Genomic DNA, 12,580 nt, shown 5'->3' with positions numbered 1-12,580 from the left:
GACATGCGCAGACCTTTGCAGCCCCGGCATCCAGGCACCGCGCCGGCCGACAACCGCACGCCGTCACCGGTGGCATCGATCCGGCATTGGCTGCTCTCAATATCCGAGGTTGCGGTGAAGCACGGTTACGCATCCCCGTGGGAGCAGGACGATCGGCGCTCGGGGATGATTGCAACGGGAAGACGATAGGCCATGGCATGGATCGTACTCGGGATCGCAGTGGTTACCGAGATCGCATGGGCGCTCAGTATGAAATGGACGGCAACGCAGGGAAACTGGACGTCGGCGTCCGTCCCCATCATCCTGAATTTCGTTAACATGGGCCTGTTGGCTTTCGCCATGCGGACACTTCCGGCAGGTACCGCCTATGCGGTATGGACCGGTCTTGGCGCGGTCGGCGTCGCCGTCATGGGCGTTGTCCTGTTCGGGGAGCGTTTGAATCCGGTGCAGATAGTCTTCATATCTCTCGTCGTTGTCGGCGTCGTCGGCACCAAGTTCTTCGCGACCGCGTAGCATGTGGAAAGATCTGGTCCTCGTCTACGGCGCCTATGTCCTGACGGCAGGCAGCCCTGGTCCTAGCACAATGGGCATCATGGGGATCGCCATGCGTCACGGACGCAGGCCCGCTGCAGCCATGGCCGCCGGCGTGGTGACGATGTCGTTCGCATGGGGCTTGATCGCCGTCACCGGCCTTGCAGCCCTGGTCATTCGCTACGCACAGGCACTTACCATCCTGAAGATCGCCGGCGGTCTTTACCTGCTGTGGCTTGCCTTCAAGTCCGCCCGGTGCGCCATGCAAAAGGATGCGGCGCCGCTGATGGTTTCAGCAGGAGAGGACAATCTGGGTGCCATGTACCGGCGCGGCGTGCTCATGCACGTTGGAAATCCGAAGGCGATCCTCGCCTGGGTTGCCCTGATGTCACTCGGCGTTGGAGCACATGCTTCGGCAGAGCATCTGGCCTTGGCGTTCGGCGGCTGTGTTCTTCTCGGAATGCTCATCTTCTTCGGCTACGCCGCGCTGTTTTCGACGGCACCGATGGTCAAAGGCTATGCCAGAGCTCGACGCTGGATCGACGGGACGCTCAGTATCGTTTTCGCCGGCGCCGGCGCACGCCTGCTTTTCAGCCGATAGAGGATTGGATAAACAGAGATGACGGTTTTCACGGGTCTTTCCGCTTTCCCGCCGACGCCGGCGAACGTGGACGGCATTGTCGATACCGATGCGCTGGGCGTTCTTGTCGATCGCCTTGCGGGTGCAGGCGTCAATTCGGTAAGCGTTCTCGGTAGCACGGGGACTTATGCCTACCTTGACCGGGATCAGCGCAATCGCGCTGTCTCGGCTGCGGTTGAAGCGGCTGCCGGCCGTGTGCCTGTGGTCGCAGGGGTCGGAGCGTTGCGAACCAGTTGGTCCTGCGAACTTGCCGTTGCAGCCCAGAGTGCCGGGGCCAGCGGTCTCTTGCTTGCGCCGATGTCCTACGCGCAGCTATCCGCCAGGGAGGTCGAGCATCACTTCAAAGCAGTCGCCGCTGCGACTGATATGCCGCTGTGCATCTACAACAATCCGGGCACGACGAATTTCAAGTTCTCGCACGACCTGATCGTCGAGCTCGCCCACGTGCCGAACATCGCCGGGGTGAAGATGCCGCCGCTCGATGACGAAGCTTATGCTTCCGAAATCGAAGAGCTTCGCATCCGCGTGCCGGAGGATTTCAGGATTGGCTATAGCGGCGACTGGTGTGCTGCGCCGGCATTCATGGCAGGCGCCGATGCCTGGCACAGCGTCGTTGCGGGTGTGCTGCCGGAGCCAGCGGTCCGCTTGACCACAGCTGCAATGGCTGGCGATGCTGCCGAAACCAAAAGGTTGCAGGCGCTCTGCGCACCGATGTGGGCGATCTTCGAAAGGTACGGCAGCTTGCGTACCATCTATGGGATTGCAGAAATCCTCGACCTTGAAGTCGGGACGGCCCCGATGCCGGTGCAAGCCTATGTCGGCAAGGACCAGTTAGCCGAGCTACCGGCTGCCATCGATAGCATGAATTTGATTGCCAGCTGAACCATGCACAGCCTTGCAGATAGCAAGGGTTGAAGACCAAGCTCCATTAAGCGGATTACGTCGAATGACGCATAGCGCCCGTGCGCCTCGACATTATCCTTTTCCTCTCATCGTCAGGAATGCTGCATGATACGCTGGCCGCTCATTTCTTCAGCCGCTCTCCTAGCCGTGGTGATAGTCGCGCGTGGAGACGCCTTGCCCACACAGAAGTCGACCTGGAATGGTACCGCAGCAGCAGCCTATCTGGACAATCGCCTCACTTGGTGGCGTCAATGGCCCAAGGCTGAGCGGGACCATGGCACACGCTGTGTATCTTGCCACACCTCCTTGCCGCATGTCCTTGCTATGCCATCGCTCCGCAACCCGTCAGGCAAGCAACGCCAAAGCGTCGATGAGATGGCAATGTTTGATGATGTGGTGAAGCGAGTCTATCTCTGGGATGAGGTAGAGCCGTTCTATCCAGACCAGACACGCGGCGTACCTAAGTCGGCAGAATCTCGCGGCGTCGAGGCCGTTCTCAATGCGCTGATACTGGCGACACGCGATCAGGAACGCGGTCACCTTGGACCCGACACGCGACAGGCTTTCGCCAACATGTGGGGCGTGCAAATGAAGGCAGGCGATCAGAAGGGCGGCTTCACCTGGCTCAACTTCCGGCTGGAACCTTTCGAATCCCCGACAGCGACCTATTGGGGAGCTACTTTGGCCGCGCTGGCTGTAGCGCGTGCGCCGGACGGGTATGCCGCCGATCCGGCGGTTGCTCCGCAGATTGAAGCATTGCGTGCCTATCTGCGAACAGGCATCGCCGGCTCGCTTTATTCCCGCGCACTTATCCTGTGGGCTGACAACCAGCTTGGCGGCGTATTGTCGCCGGATCAGCGAAGCAAAGTGATTTCTGAATTAGTCGCATCCCAGCGAGCGGACGGCGGATGGAATTTACCAAGCCTATCAACCTGGCAGAGGATCGACGGCTCCAATCTGCCGGAAGAGAGTGACGGATATGCCACCGCGATTCTTGCCGCAATTCTGCGTGAGGTAGGAGGAGTGAACAGCGCGGCGGCGCTCATGAAGGCGCAGACTTGGCTGGCTGCTCATCAGAACAAGGACGGCTCTGTAACGGCAAAGTCGATCAATAAGGATCGCAAGCCTGGTACCGACGCCTACCTCTTCATGACCGACGAAGCGACCGGCATGGCCGCACTGGCAATGCGTCGATAGATTCCAACGGCACACTTCAACCAAAGCCGGCCGTTTCAAGGTCGTTGCGATAAAAAATACTTTTGCAATGAATGCCCACTATTTCGGAAGCGCCCGTAATTAATATGATACCGGACGATCAGCTACTCGCGCCCTTCCGCCGCAAAGCAGTCAGTCCGCAATCGGCCAGCGTTGCCCGTTCCCTGCAGCTACTTGCTGTCTCTTGGAACGTCTGGTGTTCGGCTGAAAGCCGCCATTTCGACGCCTGCCTGGGAATGGCGGCAATGTCCAAGGATTTCGGGCGCTTGCGTACGGAATCCTGACATGGAGGAACCCGCGGGCCCCATCCACCGATCTATGGGCAAAAGGGCTTTGGTGTGGATCTGGTTGACTGAGGCAGACGTGCCAGTTTGCCCATCATAGGCAGGCTGGCAAGGGCTTTGGGTACGATTAGGCCGCGTTGCTTCCCTGACCCGGTATGCAATGTGCGCTGTTTTGATCGAGCCCGTGAGGTGGGCGCACTTTTCCGTATGGGCCGAGACGGAATGACCTCGGCCATGCTGTAGGGTGAGCCATGCCGGATCATGGCGCGTATTTCCGGGTCAGGAATGTTGGCGCCGGCGGTGCGCGAGGCTGATACCAACGCGCGAAGGCCTCGATGATGGTCATGTGCCCGCCGCAGCACGGACATGGCGGGCGGTGATCAGGCGGCTCGTCGGGTTCGGGCTCCTCGACCGGCGCGGCGAGGCCCAGCAGCCCACGAGCCAGTGCCATGGCCTCCTTATGCGCTGAACTGGCGAGCAGGCCATAATGCCGGATGCGGTGGAAGCCGCGCGGCAGGACGTGGATCAGGAAGCGGCGGATGAACTCGTCGGTCGCCAGCGTCATGACCTGCTGACGTTCAGCAGCATTACGGCGATAATCCTTGTAGCGGAATGTCACGCCGGACCCGTCGAAGCCAATGAGCCGCCGGTTCGAGATCGCGACGCGGTGGGTGTAGCGCGAGAGATAGGCCAGGACTGCCTGCGGGCCGGCGAAGGGTGGCTTGGCATAGACCACCCAGCGCTTCTTCCGGATCGGCGAGAGATGCCGCAGGAATGTCGTGCGGGCGGCAAGATGGGCATGAGCGCCGAAGAAGCCCAGCTTGCCGGCATCGAACAATGCCAGCAGGCGGGTGAGGAACAGCCGGCGGAACAATGCGCCCAGCACGCGCACCGGTAGCAGGAAGGCGGGGCGCGAGGAGATCCACCGCGTGCCGTCCGGCGCGATGCCGCCACCGGGCACGATCATGTGCACGTGCGGGTGGTGGGTCAGCGCCGATCCCCAAGTATGCAGCACGGCAGTGATGCCGACCCGTGCGCCGAGGTGTTTAGCATCGGCGGCGATGGTCAGCAGCGTGTCCGCAGCCGCGCGGAACAGCAGGTCATAGATCACCGCCTTGTTCTGCCACGCGATGGCGGCGATCTCGGCGGGTACAGTGAACACGACATGGAAGTAGCCGACCGGCAACAGATCGGCTTCGCGCGCCGCCAGCCAGGTGCGCGCCGCGGCGCCCTGGCACTTGGGACAATGCCGGTTGCGGCACGAGTTGTAGGCGACCCGCCAGTGCCCGCAGTCGTCGCAGGCCTCGATGTGACCGCCCAGCGCGGCGGTGCGACAGTTCTCGATGGCCGTCATGACCTTGAGCTGGCCGAGACTGAGATGCCCGGCATGGGCTGCGCGATACGCGGACCCGGCACAACGGAAGATATCGGCGACCTCGAGCGAGATGCGCACCGGCTTAACCGGGAGGTGCTCTACCTTCCATCAAGGCCACAATCTGGTCGAGCGGGCTGGCCACCGCCCGCATGGTCTTGCTCGAAACCTTGGTATAGATGGCGGTGGTGTCGATGTTTGTGTGGCCTAGCAGCACCTGGATGACGCGGATATCCACACCTTGCTCAAGCAGGTGAGTGGCAAACGAGTGGCGCAATGTGTGCGGGCTCACTCGCTTGTGGATCCCGGCGAACTCCGCCGCCTCATGCACGGCGCGGTTCAACTGGCGCGCCGAGATCGGATCCGTGCAATTGCGACCCGGGAACAGCCATCCATGGGGCAACATCACTCCGCGGCGCTTGCCTTCGCGCCACCATTGCCGGAGCAGATCCAGCAGATGCGGTGAGAGCATGGCGTTACGGTCCTTGCGTCCCTTGCCCTGTTCGACACGGATGATCATGCGCTCGCTGTCGACGTCTCCAACCTTGAGGTGGGTGACTTCGGACACGCGCAAACCTGCGCCGTAAGCCACGCTGAAGGCGGCCTTGTACTTGATGCCTGGGGCTGCCTCGATCAGTCGTGCGGCCTCCTCGACGCTCAGGACATCTCGAAGCTTGGGTTCACACCGTATGACGGAAAGACCCAGCGCAATCTCCGGCCGCTTGAGCGTCATGGTGAAGAGGAAGCGCAGAGCCGATACTGCGGCGTTGATGGTCGCCGGTCCAACGGCGCGCCGATGCTGGTCGAGTTGAAATCGCCGGAGGTCTTCTGCGTTGGCGGTGTCGGGAGGGCGGCCCAGAAACGCGGCGAAGGATCGTACGTGGCGAATGTAGTCCTGCTGCGTATGCACCCCGAGTCCTCGAAGCTTCATATCCTGTAGCATCCGCTGGCGCAGCGAACCGGTGGGGGCCGACATAATCGTAGTGTCCATGGTGAGTTCCTTTGCGTTGAAGGAACCTCACAATCTCATGGCGACTCCGCCCCAACCAACGTCTGGCAATTACGGCGCGACCTCACCCCAAACACCCCTCCCGCGGAGCGGGTTCGTCCTTGTCCCAGCCCCGGCCATAACCGGACTGACCGCTCGTAGGCGCGGGACTTTTCCAATTGAGCGGCTTGGATGGGCGCGTTGCAGCCACTTCCCCCGTCGACCCTTTGCGGTGATTCAGCACTCAATTTTACGCTCCCAGGTGCGGACCGGCAGCTTTCCCATTCTGGATGCTCAAGATGGCCGAAAGGAGAATGGCGGCTTTAGAGAGTTGGACTGCGATAACCGACATTGGCGACAAAGCACTCTCGGTTTCTCTGTAGGCAAGGGGCAATCAATTTTTTCCAGCAGGCGGGACGAAGCCGACCTGAGCGAGACGCCATGACCGATCTTCTTGTCTCGACCAATACTGGCGGGGATGACGCTTTTCTTCTGGTGGATGAACGCCATGGATCTCTGCACGGATCAAGCGACCTGTTTCCCGAAGTCGAATATTAGCTTCTGGAAACTCGGCCTGGAGGCTTCGCTGGAGTTCAAGCGCGTCATCTGAAAGATTCGGGCTGGAGAGCGCTCTTGGAGCACCGTCTATGAGTTCTGCGGTGGAGGATCGCAAGGCTTTGACGCCGTCGCTGATGACGTCGAGCGATATGATCGCGGCCGCCAGGGAATCCGCCCACCACCAGCCCAGGCCAAGACCGATGATCCCGGCAAGGCCTGCGGCGCCGGTCAGCCAGTTCGCTTTGTTCATCAGGGCATCGGTGTGCAGAAGCTTGTCGTTGAGCCTTTCGGCCAGAGGCAGTTCCTTGCGTCCGATGAGCATGGGCGGCACGAGCGAATATATCTGCGCGGCGATCATGAGCCAGCCTAGCCAAAAGTCGTAGCCAAGCAGAACGATCGAACCGACGCTGGCATGTTCCTGGGTAGCAAGCGCGATGGCGGCGTTGTAAAGCAGCAGCAGGCCCACAGCGGTCAAGGCAACCGCAGCGACGAAGAACCCCAGACCATTCACCCGCTCGAAACCGAACGGAAATTTCCGGGATCGCTTCCCGTTCAGCTCCAGGTGTGCGGCGATGAGAAACATGATCGGCGGCACGACGCCCAAGGTGTCTTCTACCCATGCGGTTTTCATCGTCTGGCTCTGGCCTAGGACCAGTCCCATCACCGCGATGATGGTCGCGGTCCAGAACAAGTTCCAGTACTCGAGGCGAATGGCTGCGTGCATGGCCGGGCGCAACTCATCGGGAAGGCTGCTGGTCATTGTGCCCTCCCTTCTGCCGACACCACGCGGGAAGAGCGCTCGACCAGCATGATCCAGCGGTTTTCGCCGTTGCGCATCACAGTCTTTAACTCCAGCGGCGCTTCCGAACCCGGCAGCGTTTGCAGGGCAGGCCCGAAGGTCACATCGGTTTTCCAGGGGCTGTCTTTCGAGAACGTGCCGATTACGAGGTCGAGTTTTCCGGCGTTGAGGTCGCCGAACAGCTGATCCCCTGGGCCTTCGTGCATTTGGCCACGGGCCTGGGTTCGCCGCTCGACCTCGGAGATAAGTCGGTGCGTAGCCGGTTCATCGGGCGTGCCCGCTACCACGCCAACATCGAAAATGCGGGTTTGCTCGATACGCGTAAGAGTCTTCGCCGGGTCACGCGGCAGCCCATCGCAGCCTGCAACGAGCAGCGTCAGCATCATTCCAACGATCCGGCCTTTCATCGGCTCTCCCCTTTTCCTGCATGATTGGAGGAACGAGCAGGCTCCGGTGTTGTTTCGCTTCGAGCCAAGAATGGACACGATAGGGAAACGATGCGGAAACCGGGGTTGCTGATGGCATGTCGCTTGTGATACCCGCGCCGGCCCTGGCCCAGGATCAAGCAGCCGATGCGCCGGAACTGCGTGAGCTGTGCACCGAGCGCCCCGGCCTCACCACTGCCGCGTGCACCGTCGATCCGGGGCATTTTCAGATTGAACTCGGCCTAGCGGATTGGGAGCGCGATACGGATGGCGACGGCAGGGAGACGACGCTCGGGCTGGCTCAGACGCAGGTGCGTTACGGTTTAGCCGCCACAACGGAACTTCAGGTCGGCTGGACGGCCTTCACGCGGATGGTGCGCAAGGATTACAGCAGCGAGGTCTCGGAACGTTCGAGCGGTATCGGCGATGTGACGATCGGCCTCAAGCAGAACCTGCGGCACCCGCAGGAGAAGGGAAACGGCATCGCGGCAGGACTCCTTGCGTATGCGACGCTTCCAACGGCGACGAACGGCGTGGGAGACGGCGACTGGAGCGCGGGGTTGATCGTTCCGCTGAGCTACAAGTTCAGCGATACGGTTGCGTTCGCCATCTCTCCCCGCATCGAAGCGGCGACCGACGAGGACCGATCCGGGCGGCATCTGGCTTATGGTTCCGCCGCCGGTTTCCAGTTCACGATTGCCGAGAAATTTCGCATCGCGCCGGAACTGGAGCTCACCCGCGACCAAGATCCGCAAGGCAGCACGACGCGGGCCAGCGCCGCCCTCTCGCTGGCATGGCGCACGGACGATCTCACTCAATTGGATTTTCAGACGACGATGGGCCTCAATGCCGATACGCCGGATGTGCGTTTCGGTCTCGGCATCAGTCGCAAGTTCTAGATATCCGCCGCCATAGCGGCGCCTTTCGTGAACCGATCGGCGTGGCCGGCATCACATTTTCAGGAACGGGGCAAAGGGACCGTATTGCGTCGTCCATTGCTTCTGCAGGTTCCTTGCCGGCAGCATGGCGATTGATGCCATTCGCCGATATTCTTCGGGCGCCCGGAACCTGCTGAACCACTCACTCCTTACGTAAGGGAAAGGATTGGTATCATGGCGAACGGCTGGGCGCCCGACAGCGCAGTGCAGGATCAGATAGAAGACAGCGTGACAGATGCTGTCAATGCAGCGCGGGCACGCATGCCCAAAGGCGTGGGCTTATCGGAATGTGAGGAATGCGGTGAAGCCATCCCCGCCGCTCGCCGTGCCGCTCTTCCCGGCGCAAGGACTTGTGTGGCGTGTCAGAACCGGCGCGATCGCGGCACCAAATTCTCATCCATCAACCGGCGGGGCAGCAAGGATAGCCAGCTTCGCTGAGGCGATCACAGGTGACAGGCTTCAATTCAGGGCAGGCCACACAAAATAAGATCGCGGGCCCAGCAATGGCACGACGATAATACGTTCCTGCCTTATGCGTACTCACGAAAATATTGTTCGAGATTTGATTTAGCGTGCGACACATTTTCGCTTCATCTCAACTTTGAGCAATCTGCCGCAAAACCCTGAATTACGCCGTGCCGATGAGGAACGGGTTATGCAGGGCACCGTTAGAGCAGTTCACCATCAGGAGAATTGCCGTGACGGAACCGCAGCCATTGGCCGCGCGCGACGACGCACCTCTATCGACATCAAAATCTCATCGGGCGGCGGATGCGACCGCCCACTCCGCGGGTCTTGACGATGATCGGGGCGATAGCGTGGTCGGGCGCAGCGTCACCATCAATCGACCGCGCGAAGACCTATACGCCTATTGGCGCGACTTCGCGAAGCTGCCCACTTTCATGGACAACGTGGAGCGCGTGGATATCCTTGACGCCCTGCGCACCCACTGGGTGGTAAAGGCGCCTGGCGGAAAGACGGTCGAATGGGATGCCGTCATAACCCATGATCACCCAGGCGAGTGCATTGCCTGGGCATCTGCCGAGGGAGCCGATGTTCCCAACAGCGGCAGGATCGATTTCGCAGACGCGCCCGGCGGCCGCGGCACGCAAGTTACAGCCACCATCATCTACGATCCGCCCGCAGGCCTCGTCGGCAAGCTTGTTGCCAAGATCTTCCAGCGCGAACCCGCCATCCAGGCACGCCGCGACCTGCGCCGGTTCAAACAACTGATGGAAACAGGCGAGATCGCCACCGCCGCACGAACGAGAAAGCAGCTCGAGGAGGAGAACGCCTGATGCGCGCCCTGACCTGGCACGGAAAGCACGACGTTCGCGTCGACACTGTCGATGACCCCGAAATTCTCAACCCGCGCGATGCGATCATCAAGATCACCGCGACGGCGATATGCGGTTCGGACCTGCATCTCTACGATGGCTATATTCCCACGATGAAGGCCGGCGACATCCTTGGCCATGAGTTCATGGGCGAGGTGGTGGAGACCGGCCCCGGCTCGACCCTGCAGAAGGGGCAGCGAGTTGTCGTCCCCTTTACCATTGCCTGCGGTTCCTGCTTTCACTGCGGCAAGCACCAGTACTCGGCTTGCGACAATGCCAATCCCGCCGACAATCAGGATATCGGTCAGACGCTCTACGGGCAGCCGATGTCCGGCCTGTTCGGCTACAGCCACATGACTGGCGGCTATGCGGGCGGACAGGCCGAATACGTTCGTGTGCCGTTCTCTGATGTGGGGCCCATCGTCATCCCCGAGGGTCTGGAGGACGAGGAAGTTCTGTTCCTCTCAGACATTCTGCCCACCGGCTGGATGGCCGCCGAAAATGCCCAGATCGAGCCGGGCGATACGGTCGCGGTGTGGGGCTGCGGCCCCGTCGGGCTCTTCGCGGTGCAGTCGGCGTTTTTGATGGGAGCCGAACGGGTAATCGCGATCGACCATTTCCCGCACCGCCTCGAACTGGCAAAGAGGTTCGGCGCGCAGACCATCAACTTCGAGAAATCGAAGACTTACGAAGCGCTGATGGAGATGACCGGCGGCATCGGACCCGATGCGGTGATCGACGCGGTCGGCCTCGAGGCCCACGGCTTCTTTGTCGACAACGTCATCGACCAGATCAAGGCATCGACGTTCCTGGGCACCGATCGCACGCATTCGATCCGTCAGGCCATCCTTGCCTGCCGCAAGGGGGGGCGCGTGTCGATGCCGGCGGTTTATGGCGGATTTGTCGACAAGTTCCCGCTCGGCGCGTTCATGGAAAAGGGCCTGACGCTCAAGACCGGCCAGACCCATGTCCAGCATTACATGCCCGGGCTGCTGAACGCGATCCTCGAGGGCAAGATCGATACGACATTTCTGATCAGCCACACGCTGCCGCTGGAACAGGCGCCTGACGGCTATCGCATGTTTCATGATAAGCAGAACGAGGTGACGAAGGTCGTCCTCAGGCCCGGCCTGAGCGCCAGTGCCTGACCCCCAACATCCAATTCATGGCCAAGGAGCATCTCATGGCGGATAAATTCGCAATCATCACAGGCGCCTCCAGCGGCATCGGACTTGAACTGGCGAAGCTCGCGGCAAAAGATGGCTACGATTTGCTGGTCGTGGCCGACACACCGCTGGTGGACGCGTCCGCAGGGCTGCAGGGTCTTGGAGTGTCCGTGGAGGCACTGGAGGTGGATCTATCGACGACAGGCGGCGTCGATCACCTTCTCGAGAAGGCCGGAGCCCGGCGCATCGACCTGCTGTGCGCCAATGCAGGCCATGGGCTCGGCAAAGGCTTCCTGGATCAGAGCGTCAGTGACTGGCGACACGTCATAGACACCAACATCACGGGGACGCTGTATCTCATTCAAAAGGTACTTGGCCCGATGGTGGCCCGGAACGGCGGCAAAGTGCTGGTGACAGGCTCGATCGCAGGTTTCATTCCCGGCAGCTTCAATGCCGTCTACAACGGCACCAAGGCTTTCGTCGACAACTTCACCGAAGCGCTCAGGAACGAGACCAAGGATAGCCCCGGGGTCACGCTGACCACGCTGATGCCCGGCGTCACCGACACCGAATTCTTCGAGCGTGCCGGGCTGGGCGATACCAGCGTCGGGCAGGACGACAGCAAGGCCGATCCCGCAAAGGTCGCAAAGGATGACTGGGATGCCCTGCTTGCCGGAAAGGGGCATATCGTCTCCGGCTTCTCCAACAAGCTGCAGGTCGCCGCTGCCGGCATTGTCCCGCAGGCCATGCTTGCCAATCAGCACCGAAAGATGGCCGAACCGGGTTCGGGAGGCGGCGCATGAGCATCGTTGTCCAGCCTATCAACTGCACGCTCAAGGCAAGCGGTGCCAGCTCGACCGACGCGATGATCGCCGTCTTGAAGTCGGCCTTCGAGAGCAAGGGGGCCATTGTCGCTGACACCATCCGCGCGGCGGCGCTCGACATCAAGCCCGGGGTCACTTCCGACGAAGGCGATGGGGATGCCTGGCCTCAAGTGTGCGAAAAGATTCTCGCCGCCGATATCCTGCTGCTAGGCACCCCGATCTGGATGGGGCAAGCGGGCAGCGTCGCCAAGCGGGTCATGGAAAGGATGGATGCCTTCCTGTCGGAAACCGACGATCAGGGCCGCATGCCAAGCTACGGCAAACTGGCAGTTGCCGCGATCGTCGGCAACGAAGACGGCGCGCACGCTGCTTCGGCGCAGATCTTCCAGGCCCTCAACGATGTGGGATGGACGATCCCACCGATCGCGGTGTGCTATTGGGTCGGAGAGGCAATGGGTTCGACCGATTTCAAGGATCTGCCGGATACTCCCGAAATGGTAGCCAAGACCGCTGAGATGCTTGCCTCCAATGCGGCGCATCTTGCTTCCCTGTTGAAGGGCGCACCTTTCCCGGGGTGACGATCGTTCGCTCCGCCACCCC

General features: G+C 61.2%; 14 protein-coding genes. 10 read left to right on the top strand and 4 right to left on the bottom strand.

Features of this window, described 5'->3' with window-relative positions; all coding sequences use genetic code 11:
• Positions 1-192 precede the first annotated feature (192 nt).
• From ACLIMP_RS22470 to ACLIMP_RS22455, 4 genes are all read left to right on the top strand, one after another.
• The gene (locus tag ACLIMP_RS22470) at positions 193-513 is read left to right on the top strand and encodes a DMT family transporter (RefSeq protein ID WP_186000018.1); all 321 of its coding nucleotides are present in this window, start codon (positions 193-195) and stop codon (positions 511-513) included.
• Position 514: 1 nt separating this feature from the next.
• Positions 515-1,132: a LysE family translocator gene (locus ACLIMP_RS22465; RefSeq protein WP_186000017.1), complete on the top strand. Its 618-nt coding sequence runs from the start codon at positions 515-517 to the stop codon at positions 1,130-1,132.
• An 18-nt stretch (positions 1,133-1,150) separates the two neighbouring features.
• The gene (locus ACLIMP_RS22460) at positions 1,151-2,053 is read left to right on the top strand and encodes a dihydrodipicolinate synthase family protein (protein WP_443478395.1); all 903 of its coding nucleotides are present in this window, start codon (positions 1,151-1,153) and stop codon (positions 2,051-2,053) included.
• Between the two features lie 402 nt (positions 2,054-2,455).
• Positions 2,456-3,271, top strand: a complete 816-nt coding sequence (locus ACLIMP_RS22455) for a prenyltransferase/squalene oxidase repeat-containing protein (RefSeq protein WP_443478394.1) — start codon at positions 2,456-2,458, stop codon at positions 3,269-3,271.
• 561 nt (positions 3,272-3,832) lie between these two features.
• On the opposite strand, the gene ACLIMP_RS22450 is transcribed toward ACLIMP_RS22455, so the two are convergent.
• The 4 genes from ACLIMP_RS22450 to ACLIMP_RS22435 all read right to left on the bottom strand — a co-directional run bounded on the left by ACLIMP_RS22450 (position 3,833) and on the right by ACLIMP_RS22435 (position 7,697).
• Positions 3,833-5,026: an IS91 family transposase gene (locus tag ACLIMP_RS22450; protein WP_185999475.1), complete on the bottom strand. Its 1,194-nt coding sequence runs from the start codon at positions 5,024-5,026 to the stop codon at positions 3,833-3,835.
• A 4-nt stretch (positions 5,027-5,030) separates the two neighbouring features.
• Entirely contained in the window at positions 5,031-5,936 is a 906-nt protein-coding gene (locus ACLIMP_RS22445; RefSeq protein WP_221937281.1) for a tyrosine-type recombinase/integrase, read from the bottom strand.
• A 391-nt stretch (positions 5,937-6,327) separates the two neighbouring features.
• Entirely contained in the window at positions 6,328-7,251 is a 924-nt protein-coding gene (locus ACLIMP_RS22440) for a cation efflux transmembrane domain-containing protein (RefSeq protein ID WP_185998956.1), read from the bottom strand.
• Complete coding sequence (locus ACLIMP_RS22435) at positions 7,248-7,697, bottom strand: transglycosylase SLT domain-containing protein (RefSeq protein ID WP_185998957.1); 450 nt, start codon at positions 7,695-7,697, stop codon at positions 7,248-7,250. Before ACLIMP_RS22435 ends, ACLIMP_RS22440 begins: the two co-directional genes overlap by 4 nt.
• Positions 7,698-7,813: 116 nt before the next feature.
• Between ACLIMP_RS22435 and ACLIMP_RS22430 the strand changes: the two genes are divergently transcribed.
• From ACLIMP_RS22430 to ACLIMP_RS22405, 6 genes are all read left to right on the top strand, one after another.
• Complete coding sequence (locus ACLIMP_RS22430; RefSeq protein WP_443478393.1) at positions 7,814-8,614, top strand: transporter; 801 nt, start codon at positions 7,814-7,816, stop codon at positions 8,612-8,614.
• 213 nt (positions 8,615-8,827) lie between these two features.
• Complete coding sequence (locus tag ACLIMP_RS22425; RefSeq protein WP_185998959.1) at positions 8,828-9,091, top strand: DksA/TraR family C4-type zinc finger protein; 264 nt, start codon at positions 8,828-8,830, stop codon at positions 9,089-9,091.
• A gap of 260 nt (positions 9,092-9,351) precedes the next feature.
• Positions 9,352-9,951: an SRPBCC family protein gene (locus ACLIMP_RS22420; protein ID WP_443478392.1), complete on the top strand. Its 600-nt coding sequence runs from the start codon at positions 9,352-9,354 to the stop codon at positions 9,949-9,951.
• Complete coding sequence (locus ACLIMP_RS22415; protein ID WP_185998960.1) at positions 9,951-11,138, top strand: zinc-dependent alcohol dehydrogenase; 1,188 nt, start codon at positions 9,951-9,953, stop codon at positions 11,136-11,138. Before ACLIMP_RS22420 ends, ACLIMP_RS22415 begins: the two co-directional genes overlap by 1 nt.
• A 35-nt stretch (positions 11,139-11,173) precedes the next feature.
• Entirely contained in the window at positions 11,174-11,959 is a 786-nt protein-coding gene (locus ACLIMP_RS22410; protein WP_185998961.1) for an SDR family NAD(P)-dependent oxidoreductase, read from the top strand.
• Positions 11,956-12,558 (top strand): flavodoxin family protein, encoded by a 603-nt coding sequence (locus ACLIMP_RS22405; protein WP_185998962.1) that lies wholly within the window; start codon positions 11,956-11,958, stop codon positions 12,556-12,558. Before ACLIMP_RS22410 ends, ACLIMP_RS22405 begins: the two co-directional genes overlap by 4 nt.
• Positions 12,559-12,580: the final 22 nt, after the last annotated feature.

The organism is Novosphingobium aeonii, from assembly GCF_052279045.1.
Lineage (GTDB): Bacteria > Pseudomonadota > Alphaproteobacteria > Sphingomonadales > Sphingomonadaceae > Novosphingobium.
This window is presented reverse-complemented; position numbering and strand designations above follow the sequence as displayed.

Bases quoted from the DNA above. Each gene is read 5' to 3' on its own strand.
- ACLIMP_RS22470 (WP_186000018.1), top strand. From the start codon at position 193: ATGGCATGGATCGTACTCGGGATCGCAGTGGTTACCGAGATCGCATGG.
- ACLIMP_RS22465 (WP_186000017.1), top strand. From the start codon at position 515: ATGTGGAAAGATCTGGTCCTCGTCTACGGCGCCTATGTCCTGACGGCA.
- ACLIMP_RS22460 (WP_443478395.1), top strand. From the start codon at position 1,151: ATGACGGTTTTCACGGGTCTTTCCGCTTTCCCGCCGACGCCGGCGAAC.
- ACLIMP_RS22455 (WP_443478394.1), top strand. From the start codon at position 2,456: ATGTTTGATGATGTGGTGAAGCGAGTCTATCTCTGGGATGAGGTAGAG.
- ACLIMP_RS22445 (WP_221937281.1), bottom strand. From the start codon at position 5,936: ATGGACACTACGATTATGTCGGCCCCCACCGGTTCGCTGCGCCAGCGG.
- ACLIMP_RS22440 (WP_185998956.1), bottom strand. From the start codon at position 7,251: ATGACCAGCAGCCTTCCCGATGAGTTGCGCCCGGCCATGCACGCAGCC.
- ACLIMP_RS22435 (WP_185998957.1), bottom strand. From the start codon at position 7,697: ATGAAAGGCCGGATCGTTGGAATGATGCTGACGCTGCTCGTTGCAGGC.
- ACLIMP_RS22430 (WP_443478393.1), top strand. From the start codon at position 7,814: ATGTCGCTTGTGATACCCGCGCCGGCCCTGGCCCAGGATCAAGCAGCC.
- ACLIMP_RS22425 (WP_185998959.1), top strand. From the start codon at position 8,828: ATGGCGAACGGCTGGGCGCCCGACAGCGCAGTGCAGGATCAGATAGAA.
- ACLIMP_RS22415 (WP_185998960.1), top strand. From the start codon at position 9,951: ATGCGCGCCCTGACCTGGCACGGAAAGCACGACGTTCGCGTCGACACT.
- ACLIMP_RS22410 (WP_185998961.1), top strand. From the start codon at position 11,174: ATGGCGGATAAATTCGCAATCATCACAGGCGCCTCCAGCGGCATCGGA.
- ACLIMP_RS22405 (WP_185998962.1), top strand. From the start codon at position 11,956: ATGAGCATCGTTGTCCAGCCTATCAACTGCACGCTCAAGGCAAGCGGT.